Raw genomic sequence first — 14,921 nt, 5'->3', positions numbered from 1 at the left:
TCCCCCACTACCAGGCAGATTCCTAGGCATTACTCACCCGTCCGCCGCTCGCCACCAGGTACAAGTACCCGTGCTGCCGCTCGACTTGCATGTGTTAGGCCTGCCGCCAGCGTTCAATCTGAGCCATGATCAAACTCTTCAGTTCAAACATCTTTGGGTTTTGAGAAAACCCTAAACTTGGCTCAGCAATCGTTGGTTATTTCTTTGATTTCTCGCGGAGTAACTTACGTTGCTGATAATCAGTTGATCTCAGTCTGACAGCGCAAGCACCCACACGAATTGCTTGATTCAATTGTTAAAGAGCGGTGGGTTGATTCTTTCGTCTCAACCGAGGCGCGCATTCTACAGCAGCGCCAGTTACTGTCAAGTGGTTATTTTCAGAAGTTTTCAAAGTTTCCCGTAAGATTCTTTAACAACTTCAACCACTTGCGCTTCGATCAACTTCGCGTTGCTCGTTAGCGGGAGGCGAATTCTACAGCGTTACAACCGGCTGTCAATCCCCTTTTTTCACCGCTTTCGATCAACTCATCGAAACCTCTTCCTCGCCAATCAAACCGGCTAACTACTTGATTATCAAGGAGTTTTCCGTTTCATCTGCTCCGGAAGAGGTGCGAATTATAGACAGATTCGAGAGGCCGTCAACCGTTAATTCACGCTTATTCCAAATTAAGCGTGATACGCCCGAAAGCCTTCTTCCCCGCCTGACAGACATGTGTCGCGCCCAGCTTGAATACGAAGGCGCGATCCACTACCTCACCATCTATACGCACACCGCCTGACGCCAACAGATCACGCGCCACTGCAGAGTTCTTCACCAAGCCTGCCTTATTAAGGACAGCGGCGATCGGCATATCTTCAGCAGCAGTCAACGCGATCTCTGGCAGATCGTCCGGCAACTCGCCTTCTTTCATGCGATTGCCCGCCGATCGGTGCGCAGAAGCTGCAGCTTCTTCGCCATGGAAACGCGCCACGATTTCTTCAGCAAGCTTGATCTTGATGTCACGCGGATTGGCACCGGCTTCGCAATCCGCCTTGAAGCCGTTGATTTCCTCCATGGAGCGGAAGCTCAGCAGCTCGAAGTAGCGCCACATAAGCGCATCGGGAATCGAAACCAGCTTGCTGTACATAATGCCTGGCGCTTCCTGGATACCTACGTAGTTACCCAGAGACTTGGACATCTTCTTAACGCCGTCCAGCCCTTCAAGCAACGGCATGGTCAGAATGCATTGCGCTTCCTGCCCATAAGCGCGCTGCAACTCGCGCCCCATCAGCAGATTGAATTTCTGGTCGGTGCCGCCCAGCTCGACATCTGCACGCAACGCAACGGAGTCGTAACCCTGGACCAGCGGATAGAGGAATTCGTGGATAGCGATGGGCTGGTTGGTTTTATAACGCTTATCGAAGTCGTCGCGCTCGAGCATCCGCGCCACGGTGTATTGCGAAGACAGCCGAATGAAATCTGCAGGGCTCAGCTGATCCATCCAGGTGGAGTTGAATGCCACCTCGGTTTTCGCCGGATCGAGGATCTTGAAGACCTGGGACTTGTAGGTTTCGGCGTAATCCAGCACCTGCTCGCGAGTCAGCGGCGGACGCGTTGCGCTCTTGCCGCTTGGATCACCGATCATGCCGGTGAAGTCACCGATCAGGAAGATGACCTGGTGACCAAGATCCTGAAACTGACGCAGCTTATTAATAAGCACGGTGTGACCCAGATGCAGATCAGGTGCCGTTGGGTCGAACCCGGCTTTAATACGTAGTGGCTGGCCGCGCTTGAGCTTGGTAATCAGCTCAGCCTCGACCAGGAGTTCATCCGCCCCGCGCTTGATTAGCGCCAGCTGCTCTTCAACCGACTTCATATAAGCCCCGTCATCGCCTATTTAAAGGGGTCCAACCATACAAGATCAGGGCCCGTTTACAAAGTTTTGCCCAGCACCCGCCGCCGAATCATAAATTGAAACGTTTGGCAGGGTTGCCTCGAGCAGGTTTTGGTTATATTTTATACAGTTATTTCATCTTCATCATGTCATTCATCTTTTCCAATTCATCTTTTCAAAGTCAAAATTACCTATGAATACACCGCCTAAAGCGCCTCCGCTTTATCCGAAGACCCACCTGCTCGCTGCAAGCGGCATCGCCGCCTTGCTGAGCCTGGCTCTTCTGGTATTCCCTTCAAGTGACGTTGAAGCTAAAAAAACCACGCTGAATCTTGATCTGGAAATCCCCACAGATCAGCTCACAGAACAACAAGACGCTCAAGAATCGGTTCAAGCCACACAGGACACTACCGAATCTCCGTTTGCCCAGATCGACAATGGCGCTGAAGAAGTTCAGGAAAACGCCACCGCAGACTCCGCCAAGGAGGCTGCACCGCAGCCGAAGACGCCTGCAGTCGCCGCCAAGAACGCGAATCACCGGGAAGTTGCAGTCGCCAAAGGTGACACCCTCTCCACGCTCTTCGAAAAAGTCGGGCTGCCGGCCACGACCGTGCATGAGGTCCTGGCCAGCGACAAGCAGGCCAAGCAATTCAGCCAGTTGAAAAACGGCCAGATCCTGCAGTTCGAGCTTTCCCCTGAAGGCCAGCTAAAGCAGCTGCACAGCAAGATCAGCGAACTGGAAAGCATCAGCCTTTCCCGGACCGACAAGGGCTATACCTTCGGCCGTGAAATCAGCAAGCCCAACATGCGTAACGCCTATGTCCATGGCGTGATCAACAGCTCGCTCTCGCAATCCGCGCAGCGCGCGGGCCTGTCCCATACCATGACCATGGATATGGCGAACATTTTCGGTTACGACATCGACTTCGCCCAGGACATCCGCAAGGGTGACGAATTCGACGTGATCTACGAGCAGAAAGTCGTGAACGGCAAGACGGTCGGCACCGGCAACATTCTGTCCGCCCGCTTCACCAACCACGGCAAGTCCTATTCCGCGGTTCGCTATACCAACAAGCAAGGCAATACCAATTACTACACGGCTGACGGCAACAGCATGCGCAAGGCATTCATCCGTACTCCGGTGGACTTTGCTCGCATCAGCTCGATGTTTTCCATGGGCCGCAAGCACCCGATCCTGAACAAGATCCGCGCCCACAAAGGCGTTGACTATGCAGCCCCGCGCGGCACGCCGATCAAGGCGACCGGCGATGGCAAGGTGCTGCTTGCAGGCCGCCGTGGCGGCTACGGCAATACCGTGATCATCCAGCACGGCGAGACCTATCGGACGCTGTACGGCCACATGCAGGGTTTTGCCAAAGGCATACAAACCGGCGGCAGTGTCAAACAAGGTCAGGTGATCGGCTATATTGGTACCACCGGCCTGTCGACAGGACCTCATTTGCATTATGAGTTCCAGGTCAATGGCGTGCACGTTGACCCACTGGGTCAGAAATTGCCGATGGCGGATCCAATCGCCAAATCCGAAAAACAGCGGTTCATGCAGCAGAGCCAGCCGTTAATGGCTCGCATGGACCAGGAAAAGGCCACCACGCTGGCCTCGAGCAAACGATAAGCCATGGCCTTCTTCTATATTGGTGTGATGTCCGGCAGCAGCCTTGATGGGATCGATATAGCCCTGCTGGAGCAAGACGACCGGCCGAGACTGCTGGCGACCCACTACATTCCAATGCCTGACGACTTGCGCGCAGAGCTGCTGGGGCTGTGTTCCAGCGGCCCGGATGAACTGGCGCGCGCCGGCATTGCCGAGCAGAAGTGGGTACAGCTTGCAGCCAAGGGCGTACTGACACTGCTCAGCGAGCAGAACATGGTTGCGGGCCAGATCCGCGCCATCGGCAGCCATGGCCAGACCATCCGCCACGAACCCGCGCGCGGGTTCAGCGTGCAGATCGGCAACCCGGCGCTGCTTGCAGAGCTCACCGAGATCACGGTCGTCAGTGACTTCCGCCGTCGCGATATCGCGGCAGGTGGCCAGGGCGCTCCGCTGGTGCCTGCGTTCCATGAGGCGCTGTTCGACGACAACAAGGATCGCCGCGCAGTACTGAACATCGGCGGCTTCAGCAACTTGAGCCTGATCGAGCTGGACTCGCCGGTCACTGGATTCGATTGCGGTCCCGGCAACGTGCTGCTCGATGCATGGATTCAATCCCAGCGCGGCCAGAGTTATGACCAGGACGGCGCCTGGGGTGCCAGCGGGCAAGTTGATCCTGCGCTGCTCAAGTCCTTGCTCAGCGATCAGTTTTTCCTGACCAAGGGCCCGAAAAGTACCGGTCGCGAAGTGTTCAATCTTGGCTGGCTGCACCATCACCTGTTCCAGCTGCCGACTCTGGCGCCGGAAAACGTCCAGGCCACGTTGATGGAGCTGACGGCGCTGACGATCACTGAATCCCTGCAATCCGCGCAGTCCGAAACCAAGGAACTGCTGATCTGCGGCGGCGGCGCTCACAACGTGGCGCTGACAGACCGACTGGCGCAATTGCTGCCCAATACCAAAGTCAGCAGCACCGAAGCCTTTGGTGTTGATCCGGACTGGGTTGAGGCAATGGCCTTCGCGTGGCTGGCGCATTGCTGCCTGGAAGGTGTGCCCGCCAACCGTCCGACGGTCACCGGCGCCAAGGGCCTGCGAGTACTGGGCGCGATTTACCCGGCCTGATCGACCCGGGCTGAAAGCTCGCGCATATGCGCGGCGTTTTCATGTGTACTGCCAGCCAGTCAGATCGAGAAGGACGAGCCGCAACCACAAGTGGTGGATGCATTCGGATTCTTGATCACGAAGCGCGAGCCTTCCAGACCTTCCTGGTAGTCCACTTCTGCACCCGCCAGATACTGGAAGCTCATTGGATCAACCACCAGGCTTACGCCTTCGCGCTCGACGATGGTGTCATCGTCCGCGACGTCTTCATCAAAGGTGAAGCCATACTGAAAACCGGAACAGCCGCCACCTGTCACGAAGACACGTAGCTTCAGGCGATCATTGCCCTCTTCATCGACCAGGCTTTTCACTTTGTGCGCGGCACCGTGGGTGAATTGCAAAGCCGTTGGAGTGAAGGATTCGACGCTCATGTTAGATATCTCCCGGCGCTAAGCCGTCATAATGCGTAATGACGCGCATTATCCGCTTCTCCGACAAAATCGGTCAACTATTCTGGAGCAGCGGCAAGTTTCAAGCGGCAAGCCACAAGCGCTTGCACCTGCCTCTTGCCGCTTGAAGCTCGCAGCTAAAAGCTGCTCTTACGGCATCATCCCCGCATGGGAAAGACCCAGCTTCTCGTCCAGACCGAACAGGATGTTCATGTTCTGCACCGCCTGGCCCGACGCGCCTTTGACCAGATTGTCGATAACCGACAGCACCACCACCAGATCACCGCCTTGTGGACGATGCACGGCAATGCGGCACACGTTGGCACCGCGCACGCTGCGGGTTTCCGGGTGGCTGCCGGCGGGCATCACGTCGACGAACGGTTCGTTGGCGTAGCGCTTTTCGAACAGCGCCTGCAGATCGATGGACTTGTCAGTCACCGTTGCGTACAGCGTGGAGTGAATACCGCGGATCATTGGCGTCAAGTGAGGCACGAACGTCAGACCGACATCGCCACCCGCTGCACGACGCAAACCCTGGGTGATTTCCGGCAAGTGACGGTGGCCTTTAACGGCGTAGGCCTTGAAGCTTTCGTTGGCCTCGGAATACAGCGAGCCCAGGCTCAAACCACGACCCGCGCCGCTCACGCCGGATTTGCAGTCGGCGATCAAGCGCGTGTTATCGGCGATGCCTGCTTCGAGCAATGGCAGGAAACCCAGCTGAGTCGCGGTCGGGTAGCAGCCCGGAACAGCAATAAGGCGCGCCTGTTTGATCTGCTCGCGATTGACTTCCGGCAAACCGTACACCGCTTGTTCAAGCAGCTCAGGCGCGCCATGGGGCTGGCCGTACCACTTGGCCCATTCCACAGGATCCTGCAGACGAAAGTCGGCGGACAAGTCGATGACCTTGGTCCCGGCGTCGAGCAGTTCGCCCGCCAACGCGTGGGCAACCCCGTGCGGTGTGGCGAAGAAGACCACGTCGCAGGCACCCAGGGTTTTCACGTCCGGCACGCTGAACGCCAGGCCGTCGTAATGGCCTCGCAAATTCGGGTACATGTCGGCGACAGGCAGACCGGCCTCGGATCGGGAAGTGATGACGACCACTTCAGCTTGCGGATGCTGTGCCAACAAACGCAGCAATTCGACTCCGGTGTAACCCGTGCCGCCGACGATACCGACCTTGACCATAACCCTGCCCTCTGCGTGCCAACTGGAAAGCCGTCGATAATATGGGCGTAACGCGTCTGCGACAACCGACAACGTGACGTATGGACGCTCAAGCCACTACTATTTGCGCACCGTGAACCTGGGAATAACTAAAAATGCTTTTATGGATCAAAGCTTTTCACATCGTTTCAATGGTCTGCTGGTTTGCAGCCCTGTTCTACTTGCCGAGACTTTTCGTCTACCACTCCCTGAGCGAAGACGCCGTAAGCCGTGAACGCTTCTGCACCATGGAGCGCAAGCTGTACCGGGGCATCATGGGCCCGGCGATGATCGCGACGCTGGTGTTCGGCATTTGGCTGATCAGCCTGGTGCCGGGCTACATGAGTCAGGGCTGGATGCACGCCAAACTGACGCTGGTGGTGCTGCTGATCGGCTATCACCATGTCTGCGGCGCGCAGGTCAAACGCTTCGCCCGTGGCGAGAACGGCCGCAGCCACGTGTTCTATCGCTGGTTCAATGAAATCCCTGTAGTGATTTTGCTGGCCATCGTCATATTGGTGGTGGTTAAACCTTTCTAGGCTTTAATAAAGACTCTTACAGCACCCGGGAACCGTTCATGTCACTGCCAGTTTCGCTTGAACAACGCCTGCGTCTGCCGCTGGTGGTTGCCCCGATGTTTCTGATTTCCAATCCCGATCTCGTTCTGGCTTGTTGCCGCAACGGGATCGTGGGCAGCTTTCCGGCCCTCAATCAGCGGGAAAGCAGCGGTTTCAAAAGCTGGCTGGAAGAAATCGAAGCCGGTCTGGCACAGCTGGAAAAGCCCGCGCCGTATGCGGTAAACCTGATCGTCCACCACAGCAATCCCCGCTTGCAGGCGGATCTGGCGATTTGTATCGAGCACAAAGTACCCATTGTGATTACCAGCCTGGGCGCGGTAAAGGAACTGGTGGATGCCGTGCACCGTTACGGCGGGCTGGTTTTCCATGACGTCACCACGCGGCGGCATGCCGAAAAAGCGGCCGAAGCTGGCGTCGATGGATTGATTGCGGTCGCGGCCGGCGCTGGCGGACATGCCGGAACGTGGAGCCCTTTTTCACTGATTGCGGAAATTCGCCAGTTCTTCGACAAAACCCTGCTGCTCGCCGGTTGTCTGAACCATGGCCATGAAATCCTCGCAGCGCAATTGCTGGGGGCGGACCTGGCGTATCTGGGCACACGATTCATTGCGACCCGCGAGAGCCAGGCACCGCAAGCCTACAAAGACATGTTGCTGTCGTCCAAAGCCGTCGATATCGTGCACACCGCCGCCGTTTCCGGGGTGCCAGCCAGCTTCATGCGTCAAAGCCTGGAAAATGCCGGGTTCGACCTGGCAACACTGCAAGGCAAGGGCGACGTGGATTCCGCTTCGAAGCTCAAGCCCATCAGCGATGAAGCCAAGGCCTGGAAAACCGTGTGGTCGGCAGGTCAGGGAGTGGGCGGGATCTCGGATCTGCCAAGTGTCGAGGAGTTGATCCAGCGTCTGGACGCCGAATACCGAAATGCCCAACGTGCAAGTGCTCGACTGGCTGGCCTCTGGCCCCGCTGATTTATGACATAAAGCCTCGCGCCCTCGGAAGCGTGATCGCTCGCGTCGCATTTATTTCAAGACAAGGAAGCCAACCATGGCCGATACCCTCTACAAGATTGTGTTCGATGGGCAGCTGCGCACCGGCGTTGACCTGCAAACTGCCAAGCTAAACCTTGCGCAGCTGTTCAAGAGTGAAACCTCGGCGGTGGAAAAGCTGTTCAGCGGCAAGCCGATTGCGCTCAAGCGTGGCCTTACGCATTCCGATGCCCTGAGCTATATCAGCGCGCTGACCAACGCCGGGGTCGAAGCACGCATCGAGACGGACCCGGCGATCAGCCTCAGCCTGGAAGAAATCGAAGAACCACGCGCCTATGCAGAACCTGCCAGCGCCTATGCAGCCTCGCCGTATGCGCCGCCGCGCGCACCGGTTGGCGCCGCGACGCTGCAATATTCGACACTCAAGGTGTTCAGCGTGCAGGGGCGCATCGGCCGGGTGCGTTATCTGGCCTGGAGCCTGGTGCTGATGGTTGCGGCATTATTGGTCGCGGCACTTTGCGCCGGCGTCATGAGCGTTTCGCTGATTGGCGGCGGACTGCTCGCCACCGTGGCCTTTGTCGCCTTCCTGGTCATCAGCGTCCAGATCGGCGTGCAGCGCCTGCATGACGTCGGCTGGTCGGGATGGCTGCTGCTGTTGAACCTGATTCCCTTCGTCAACAGCATCTTCCCGATTTTGATCATCGTGATGCCGGGCAATCAAGGCGCAAATCAATACGGCCCGCCTGCGCCGCCCAATAGCCAGTCGGTGAAGGTTCTGGCGTGGCTGTGGGTCGCCTTCCTCGCCCTGATCATTACCGCAGGTATCGTCGGTGGCTTCAGCGCTATTCAGGCGGAGCTGGAAAACTCAACCGTCGAGTACGAGCAATCGCTGCCTTATGACGATGACGCCGCGACGCCGAGCGATGAAGACTCCGATACCGTCATAGAAAGCGAAGTGAATAAATAGTCCGACTTCATGTTTCATGATGAATTGTGGTTGGCTGCACGTTGAATGGAGAAATGCATGACCCGTTACGCCTTGATTACTGGCGCGTCCAGCGGCATCGGCCTGGCAATGGCTGAAGCGCTGGCACGCCGGGGGCGCAGTCTGATTCTGGTGGCGCGTCAGCGTGACTTGCTGGAAACCGTCGCCATCGAGCTGACTCAGCGATTTGGCGTCGAGGTGCTGTTTCGCGCCTGCGATCTGGGCGAACCCTTGCGTCTGTCCGGTTTTCTTCTGGAGCTGGAAGAAGAAGGCGCTCATCAGATCGACCTGCTGGTCAATTGTGCCGGCATCGGCACCAGTGGCCCGTTCCTGGCGCAGGACTGGGGGCTTGAGCAGGACTTGATCGACTTGAACATCCTTGCGCTGACCCGTTTGTGTCACACCGTCGGCAATCTGATGGCGCTGCAAGGTGGCGGGCAGATCCTCAATGTTTCTTCGGTTGCGGCATTCAGTCCCGGCCCGTGGATGAGCGCTTATCACGCCAGCAAGGCTTATGTTCTGCATTTCTCCGAAGGCTTGCGCGAAGAAGTGAAGAAGACCGGGATAAAGGTTTCCGTGCTTTGCCCAGGCCCGACCCGCACGTCCTTCATGCGCACCGCCCAGCTGCAAAGTGAAAAGCTCGAGCGTAGCAAACGCATGATGAGCCCCGAAGAAGTTGCGTTGTATGCCGTCCGCGCCCTGGCGAAAAACCGTGCCGTGATCATTCCGGGTTGGCGCAACAAGCTGTTGGCGTTCTGCCCGCGTTTCGGTTCGCGCTGGTTGAACCGCAGCATCGTCGGGTTGATCAACAAATCTTACTGCCCACGCTGACTGACAAACGGCTGGGCGCGCCAAGGCGGCATCGATACACTCGAATGCGCTCGCTCAGTCAACCAATCAGCGACTCAACATCCACCCACAAGGAGCAAATGGCTGTGGATACTTTGTTTACCAAGATCATCAACCGGGAAATACCCGCCAAGATCATCTATGAAGATGACCAGGTATTGGCCTTTCACGACATTGCGCCCCAGGCGCCGGTGCATTTTCTGGTCATTCCGAAAAAGCCGATCCGCACCCTCAATGACCTGACCGAAGACGACAAGGGCCTGGCGGGTCATATCCTGTTCACCGCCAAACGCCTCGCCAAGGAACTGGGCTGTGACGATGGCTTTCGTGTCGTCATGAACTGCAATGAGTTAGGCGGGCAGACCGTTTATCACATTCACATGCATGTTCTGGGTCAGCGCCAGATGCACTGGCCGCCGGGCTGATTGGCCCAGTTTCAAGCACTTGAAGTCCGCCGCAGGCCGTTGATGGCCGCGCGGCGGGCTGATCCAGCTCAAACCTCCCTCGCCTGATTGCGGTAGACTGCCGCCATGGTTTTCCCGGAGGTTCTCATGGCTACCGAACGTCACTACTCCCCTATTGATCGTCTGCTATTGCAGGCCGATGCCGCGATGCGCACATTGTTGCCATCCAAGGGTTACTCCTATCGGCCATCGCCCGCCATCGTCCAACCTGAAGCCGAGATGAGCGACGTCGACACCCGCCACGTCGCCGGGCTGATGCGCATCAACCATACCGGCGAAGTCTGCGCACAGGCGCTGTATCAAGGCCAGGCCTTGACCGCCAAGCTGCCCAACGTGCGCGCGGCCATGGAACACGCGGCCGAAGAAGAAATCGATCATCTGGTCTGGTGCGAACAACGCATTCATCAGCTGGGCAGCCACACCAGTGTGCTGAACCCGCTGTTTTACGGCATGTCGTTCGGGATTGGCGCTGTGGCAGGACTGATCAGCGACAAGGTCAGCCTGGGTTTCGTGGCGGCAACTGAAGATCAGGTCTGCAAACACCTCAACGAACATCTGGAGCAGATCCCCGCCGAGGATGAAAAGTCCCGCGCGATCCTGCAACAGATGCGTATCGATGAGGAGCGCCATGCGGAAAGTGCGCTGGATGCCGGTGGTTTTCGTTTTCCCGCGCCGATCAAGTTTGGCATGAGCGTGCTGGCCAAAGTGATGACAAAAAGTACCTACCGTATATAACGCGCCATTGAAGGCGCCTGCTATCCGGGCGCCTTTTGTTTCAAATTATTACCATTTCCGATAATCACTATTATTATCATTGGGTTTCAAGCCTGGCCTGGACTGCGTACCCTATCGGGACTTTTTCCAGGAGGCCGCAATGTCCAGCCCGCACAGCAACACTTCAACTGCCTCCACGGCGTCTTCCGCAGCACGGCATCAGGATCAGACTCTGCAGAGCGACCTGCAGCAACTGAAGAAAACCGCAATCTTCTTTCTGCTGTTCATCGCGCTGGTGTGCGCTGGCTTTGGCTTGATCTATCTCGACATCGCTATCGCCAACACGCAAATGCTCGAAGTCTCTTTTACCGAGATTGGTCAGGAACTGATGCTGGCGATCTGTGCCGGATTGTTCTGGTTCAGCCGTGGCACTGACGCACAAAAAGGGCTGAATGCCCTCGCGGGTGGATTCTTCGCCTGTATGTTGATCCGCGAACTTGATGGCTTGTTCGACCCCATTAGTCACAGCTTCTGGTTATGGCCCGCCCTGGCGACCGCTGCGATCTGCATCTTCAAAGCCGTTGGCAAACGCGACAACCGCCAGCAAACCCTTTCAGCGCTGGCGAACTTTACGCGTCAGACCAGCTTTACCATGATCGTCGCCGGCCTTGGAGTGCTGGTGTTCTCACGGATCTTCGGCATGGGCACCTTGTGGCATCACATCTTGCAAGAGGGTTATCAGCGCCTGGCGAAAACCACCACTGAAGAAGGACTGGAACTGTTGGCGTACTGCCTGTTCATCACCGGCAGCCTTCAGCACTATGTTCAGCAACTCAAATCCAGAAACCCGTAATCTGCCGGACTGCAAATCTCACACCCATAAAAAAGGCGCCTCGAAGAAGCGCCTTTTTTGCTGCTTGAAACTTAGAGGACGACGTTGCGTCCGTAAAAGATTTCCAGCATTTCGTGTTTCACCTTGGCAGTCACCTGATCGCGCTGCTCAGTTGAAAGATTGCTGGTCGCATCGCCGAACAGGTAATTATCCAGTTCGAATTCCTTGAGCAGCATTTTGGTGTGGAACAGGTTCTCCTGGTACACGTTCACGTCGGTCATCTGGTAACCGTTGCGCGTGTCTTCGGAGAGGTAGTTCTGAATGGAGTTGATCTCGTGGTCGATGAAATGCTTCTTGCCCTCGACATCACGCGTAAAGCCACGCACGCGATAGTCGACCGTCACGATGTCCGATTCGAACTTGTGGATCAGATAGTTCAGCGCCTTGAGCGGTGAAATAACGCCACAGGTGGAAACATCGATGTCCACGCGGAACGTCGCGATGCCATCTACCGGGTGGATTTCCGGATAGGTGTGGACCGTGATGTGGGACTTGTCGAGGTGCGCCAGAATGGTTTCCGGCAGCGGGCCCGGCGACTCTTCAATCTGGCTTTCGGTAGGCGTCACCGGCTGCTCGGAGATGAGGATGGTCACGCTGGCACCTTGCGGATCGTAATCCTGACGGGCGATATTCAGGATGTTGGCGCCAATGATATCGACAACATCGGTGAGAATCCGCGTCAGGCGTTCAGCGTCGTACACACTATTGATGTACTCGACGTACGCCTGCTGGTCCTGCGGAGTTTCCGCATAGCAGATGTCATAAATGTTGAAGCTCAAGGTCTTTGTCAGGTTATTGAACCCGTGGAGCTTGAGTTTGCTTTTCACCGTTAAAAACTCTCTATATATGTGCGGCCCAGGCCACGTGATCAAGCATGCCCGTCAGATGAGCCTGGCTCAGCTGCGTAGGACGGTTAACACCTCTTCGCGTTGGCGATTTTGGTTGTCCGTTCGGGCACGATCGCAAAAACCGCTGCGACCTGCGCCCTGAAAAAGTGGCGCATTATGCAGACGTCAGAAGCCGTCTGCCAGAGTGTGCGCCGCTTTTATGATAATTGGATGTCTGAACAGGGCTTGCCGCCATTCGGCGCAGTCGCGCCGACCACCGGTTTCAGCCCAATTCGATGATTTCGTAATCGTGGGTAATCTCGACGCCCGCATTACCGAGCATGATCGACGCCGAGCAATACTTCTCGGCTGACAGCTCGATGGCACGCTTGACCTGGGCTTCTTTCAAGCCGCGACCCTTGACCACGAAATGCAGATGGATCTTGGTGAAGACCTTGGGATCTTCAGTGGCGCGCTCGGCGTCCAGGAAAGCTTCGCAGCTCTCGATTGGCTGGCGGGACTTCTTGAGAATGCTGACCACGTCGAAGTTGCTGCAGCCACCCAGGCCGATCAGCACCATTTCCATGGGCCGCACACCCAGGTTGCGACCGCCGCTTTCGGGCGGGCCATCCATGACTACCACATGACCGCTGCCGGATTCACCGAGGAACATGGCTTCACCAGCCCATTGAATGCGTGCCTTCATCGCCGGGACTCCACTGCTAAAAAAGGGTCGCCAGCTTAGCACGGGGCAAGCGCCGGCCGGATGCAGGCCTAAATGCCTTTTCGAAATAAAAAAGTAGGAAAATTCCTAAATGTCGCTGAATCTCGATGTCCGGGTTACGGTAAATGAGAGTTGCTGCCGATAACAATGCAAGTGCCCTACGGCGACGTACCTTTTTTCGGAAAATAAGCATGGTTGCTATCACGCTCGCGCCCAAAATAAAGAATCTGGATAAGCTCCTCTCCCACGCCCAGCGCCGTCGCTGTTCTGCCAAAAGCAACATCATTTGTGCGGGCGACCCCGCGCAATCGCTGTTTTTCATCGTCAAGGGATCGGTGACGGTGGTCATCGAAGACGATGAAGGCCGCGAGATGATCATCGCTTACCTCAATACCGGTGATTTTTTCGGCGAACTGGGGCTGTTCGAAGCGGCGGGGCAAGAATCCGAGCGCAGCGCCTGGGTACGCGCCAAGACCGAGTGCGAAGTGGCTGAAATCAGCTACAGCAAATTCCGCGAATTGACCCAGCAAGAACCGGACATCCTGTACGCCATCGGTGGCCAGATGGCTCAGCGCCTGCGCAATACCACGCGCAAGGTCGGCGATCTGGCGTTTCTGGACGTCACTGGCCGCGTGGCGGGGACGTTGCTGGATTTGTGCAAGCAACCCGACGCCATGACGCATCCCGACGGTATGCAGATCAAGATCACCCGCCAGGAAATCGGGCGGATCGTAGGCTGCTCAAGGGAGATGGTCGGCCGAGTGCTCAAGGCACTGGAGGAACAGAAGCTGGTCCACGTCAAAGGCAAGACCATGGTGGTGTTTGGGACGCGGTGAACGTGGGCGGGCGCAGCAAACACACAACCCGTAGGGCCGATTTCAGCCGGGAGCTCAGGAGAATGCCCTCCCGGCTGAAGCCGGTCCTACGGGAATGCGCGGTGACCCAGCTGCGCAAGCATCGCCACATAAACATCCGCCAGCTTTTCCAGCACACCCTCAACCGCAAACGCCTCGCGCAACGCAATATGACTGTCGGCCCGAACCCGCTGTTCCAGCTCGCAGATTTCATTGAAGCGATTGACCGCCGCCGCCATTTCCTGGCGCTCGTTATCCACCAGCAGTGCGCCGTGGGCAAGCACGACCGGCCTTGTGCCGCCCTGGCTCTGCCGCCAGCGCTGGGCCGTGCCGACCATTTTGCGGCCGTCGAGGTTGACGTTGAAACGTCCATCGCAAAACGCGCCTTCCACCTCGCCCAGCGATGCAGCGCCACCCAGGTCACTCAAGACATCGAGAATCGGCTGACACAAACGTCGGTAGGCAATTTCGATGCGGTCGCGATCAAGGTCGCTGGCGGGTTGGGCGTACACCAGCGCGATGTTCACCGTGGCTGAAGATTGTGGCACCGGCTCGCCGCCGCTTTCGCGCAACAGGATCGGCCAGCCACTGTCAGCCAACGTTTCGCTGGCTTCGGTGAAGCCCGGCAGACGACTCATGCGGCGCGGCATGACCAACGCGCGATCCAGTGGACGCCACAGCAACAGGCCGTAATCGGCATCGCCAGCGCACACTTTAGCCAGCAAATCCTGCTCGGCCTGCAGGCCTGCTTCGACGCAGATATCAATAACCAGGTCAGACATGGTGATCCTCTGTAACAACTGTCGAAGCAA

16 protein-coding genes and 1 rRNA gene (1 of these 17 only partly in view) are annotated in these 14,921 nt (G+C 57.1%); 10 read left to right on the top strand and 7 right to left on the bottom strand.

Going from position 1 to position 14,921, the window contains the following annotated elements; genetic code table 11:
• Positions 1-145 (bottom strand): 16S ribosomal RNA (locus CFII64_RS20585) (it extends 1,394 nt beyond the left edge of the window).
• A 511-nt stretch (positions 146-656) separates the two neighbouring features.
• A complete protein-coding gene (gene tyrS / locus CFII64_RS20580; protein WP_020292769.1) occupies positions 657-1,856 on the bottom strand; it encodes a tyrosine--tRNA ligase in 1,200 nt (399 codons plus the stop codon).
• Between the two features lie 211 nt (positions 1,857-2,067).
• On the opposite strand from tyrS, the gene CFII64_RS20575 reads away from it, so the two are divergent.
• A complete protein-coding gene (locus CFII64_RS20575; protein WP_020292768.1) occupies positions 2,068-3,507 on the top strand; it encodes a peptidoglycan DD-metalloendopeptidase family protein in 1,440 nt (479 codons plus the stop codon).
• A 3-nt stretch (positions 3,508-3,510) separates the two neighbouring features.
• Positions 3,511-4,605, top strand: coding sequence for an anhydro-N-acetylmuramic acid kinase (locus CFII64_RS20570; RefSeq protein WP_020292767.1), 1,095 nt, complete (start codon positions 3,511-3,513; stop codon positions 4,603-4,605).
• 59 nt (positions 4,606-4,664) lie between these two features.
• Here the strand turns inward: CFII64_RS20570 and erpA are convergent, their stop codons facing one another.
• Entirely contained in the window at positions 4,665-5,015 is a 351-nt protein-coding gene (gene erpA, locus CFII64_RS20565) for an iron-sulfur cluster insertion protein ErpA (RefSeq protein ID WP_020292766.1), read from the bottom strand.
• A gap of 168 nt (positions 5,016-5,183) precedes the next feature.
• Positions 5,184-6,218: an N-acetyl-gamma-glutamyl-phosphate reductase gene (gene argC / locus CFII64_RS20560; protein ID WP_020292765.1), complete on the bottom strand. Its 1,035-nt coding sequence runs from the start codon at positions 6,216-6,218 to the stop codon at positions 5,184-5,186.
• Between the two features lie 134 nt (positions 6,219-6,352).
• Between argC and hemJ the strand changes: the two genes are divergently transcribed.
• From hemJ to CFII64_RS20525, 7 genes are all read left to right on the top strand, one after another.
• Positions 6,353-6,775 (top strand): protoporphyrinogen oxidase HemJ, encoded by a 423-nt coding sequence (gene hemJ, locus CFII64_RS20555; RefSeq protein WP_020292764.1) that lies wholly within the window; start codon positions 6,353-6,355, stop codon positions 6,773-6,775.
• A 38-nt stretch (positions 6,776-6,813) separates the two neighbouring features.
• A complete protein-coding gene (locus CFII64_RS20550; protein ID WP_020292763.1) occupies positions 6,814-7,782 on the top strand; it encodes a nitronate monooxygenase family protein in 969 nt (322 codons plus the stop codon).
• Positions 7,783-7,858: 76 nt separating this feature from the next.
• The gene (locus CFII64_RS20545; protein WP_020292762.1) at positions 7,859-8,767 is read left to right on the top strand and encodes a DUF805 domain-containing protein; all 909 of its coding nucleotides are present in this window, start codon (positions 7,859-7,861) and stop codon (positions 8,765-8,767) included.
• Positions 8,768-8,824: 57 nt separating this feature from the next.
• The gene (locus CFII64_RS20540) at positions 8,825-9,616 is read left to right on the top strand and encodes an SDR family oxidoreductase (RefSeq protein ID WP_020292761.1); all 792 of its coding nucleotides are present in this window, start codon (positions 8,825-8,827) and stop codon (positions 9,614-9,616) included.
• A gap of 104 nt (positions 9,617-9,720) precedes the next feature.
• Positions 9,721-10,059, top strand: a complete 339-nt coding sequence (locus tag CFII64_RS20535) for a histidine triad nucleotide-binding protein (protein WP_020292760.1) — start codon at positions 9,721-9,723, stop codon at positions 10,057-10,059.
• A gap of 126 nt (positions 10,060-10,185) precedes the next feature.
• Positions 10,186-10,833, top strand: a complete 648-nt coding sequence (gene coq7 / locus CFII64_RS20530) for a 2-polyprenyl-3-methyl-6-methoxy-1,4-benzoquinone monooxygenase (RefSeq protein WP_020292759.1) — start codon at positions 10,186-10,188, stop codon at positions 10,831-10,833.
• A gap of 139 nt (positions 10,834-10,972) precedes the next feature.
• Positions 10,973-11,665: a hypothetical protein gene (locus tag CFII64_RS20525; RefSeq protein ID WP_020292758.1), complete on the top strand. Its 693-nt coding sequence runs from the start codon at positions 10,973-10,975 to the stop codon at positions 11,663-11,665.
• 71 nt (positions 11,666-11,736) lie between these two features.
• On the opposite strand, the gene speD is transcribed toward CFII64_RS20525, so the two are convergent.
• On the bottom strand, positions 11,737-12,531 hold the full coding sequence (gene speD / locus CFII64_RS20520; RefSeq protein WP_020292757.1) for an adenosylmethionine decarboxylase: 795 nt from the start codon (positions 12,529-12,531) through the stop codon (positions 11,737-11,739).
• Positions 12,532-12,814: 283 nt separating this feature from the next.
• The gene (locus CFII64_RS20515; protein ID WP_020292756.1) at positions 12,815-13,237 is read right to left on the bottom strand and encodes an OsmC family protein; all 423 of its coding nucleotides are present in this window, start codon (positions 13,235-13,237) and stop codon (positions 12,815-12,817) included.
• Between the two features lie 209 nt (positions 13,238-13,446).
• Between CFII64_RS20515 and crp the strand changes: the two genes are divergently transcribed.
• The gene (gene crp, locus CFII64_RS20510) at positions 13,447-14,091 is read left to right on the top strand and encodes a cAMP-activated global transcriptional regulator CRP (protein WP_020292755.1); all 645 of its coding nucleotides are present in this window, start codon (positions 13,447-13,449) and stop codon (positions 14,089-14,091) included.
• 86 nt (positions 14,092-14,177) lie between these two features.
• Here crp and CFII64_RS20505 read toward each other — a convergent pair whose 3' ends face one another.
• Entirely contained in the window at positions 14,178-14,891 is a 714-nt protein-coding gene (locus CFII64_RS20505) for a lipoate--protein ligase family protein (RefSeq protein WP_020292754.1), read from the bottom strand.
• Between the last annotated feature and the right edge of the window lie 30 nt (positions 14,892-14,921).

Source organism: Pseudomonas sp. CFII64, assembly GCF_000416235.1.
GTDB lineage: Bacteria > Pseudomonadota > Gammaproteobacteria > Pseudomonadales > Pseudomonadaceae > Aquipseudomonas.
This window is presented reverse-complemented; position numbering and strand designations above follow the sequence as displayed.

Coding starts and splice junctions, on each gene's coding strand:
- argC (WP_020292765.1), bottom strand. CDS start 6,218: ATGGTCAAGGTCGGTATCGTCGGCGGCACGGGTTACACCGGAGTCGAA.
- CFII64_RS20515 (WP_020292756.1), bottom strand. CDS start 13,237: ATGAAGGCACGCATTCAATGGGCTGGTGAAGCCATGTTCCTCGGTGAA.
- erpA (WP_020292766.1), bottom strand. CDS start 5,015: ATGAGCGTCGAATCCTTCACTCCAACGGCTTTGCAATTCACCCACGGT.
- CFII64_RS20545 (WP_020292762.1), top strand. CDS start 7,859: ATGGCCGATACCCTCTACAAGATTGTGTTCGATGGGCAGCTGCGCACC.
- hemJ (WP_020292764.1), top strand. CDS start 6,353: ATGCTTTTATGGATCAAAGCTTTTCACATCGTTTCAATGGTCTGCTGG.
- coq7 (WP_020292759.1), top strand. CDS start 10,186: ATGGCTACCGAACGTCACTACTCCCCTATTGATCGTCTGCTATTGCAG.
- CFII64_RS20575 (WP_020292768.1), top strand. CDS start 2,068: ATGAATACACCGCCTAAAGCGCCTCCGCTTTATCCGAAGACCCACCTG.
- CFII64_RS20505 (WP_020292754.1), bottom strand. CDS start 14,891: ATGTCTGACCTGGTTATTGATATCTGCGTCGAAGCAGGCCTGCAGGCC.
- CFII64_RS20550 (WP_020292763.1), top strand. CDS start 6,814: ATGTCACTGCCAGTTTCGCTTGAACAACGCCTGCGTCTGCCGCTGGTG.
- CFII64_RS20540 (WP_020292761.1), top strand. CDS start 8,825: ATGACCCGTTACGCCTTGATTACTGGCGCGTCCAGCGGCATCGGCCTG.
- CFII64_RS20525 (WP_020292758.1), top strand. CDS start 10,973: ATGTCCAGCCCGCACAGCAACACTTCAACTGCCTCCACGGCGTCTTCC.
- tyrS (WP_020292769.1), bottom strand. CDS start 1,856: ATGAAGTCGGTTGAAGAGCAGCTGGCGCTAATCAAGCGCGGGGCGGAT.
- crp (WP_020292755.1), top strand. CDS start 13,447: ATGGTTGCTATCACGCTCGCGCCCAAAATAAAGAATCTGGATAAGCTC.
- CFII64_RS20570 (WP_020292767.1), top strand. CDS start 3,511: ATGGCCTTCTTCTATATTGGTGTGATGTCCGGCAGCAGCCTTGATGGG.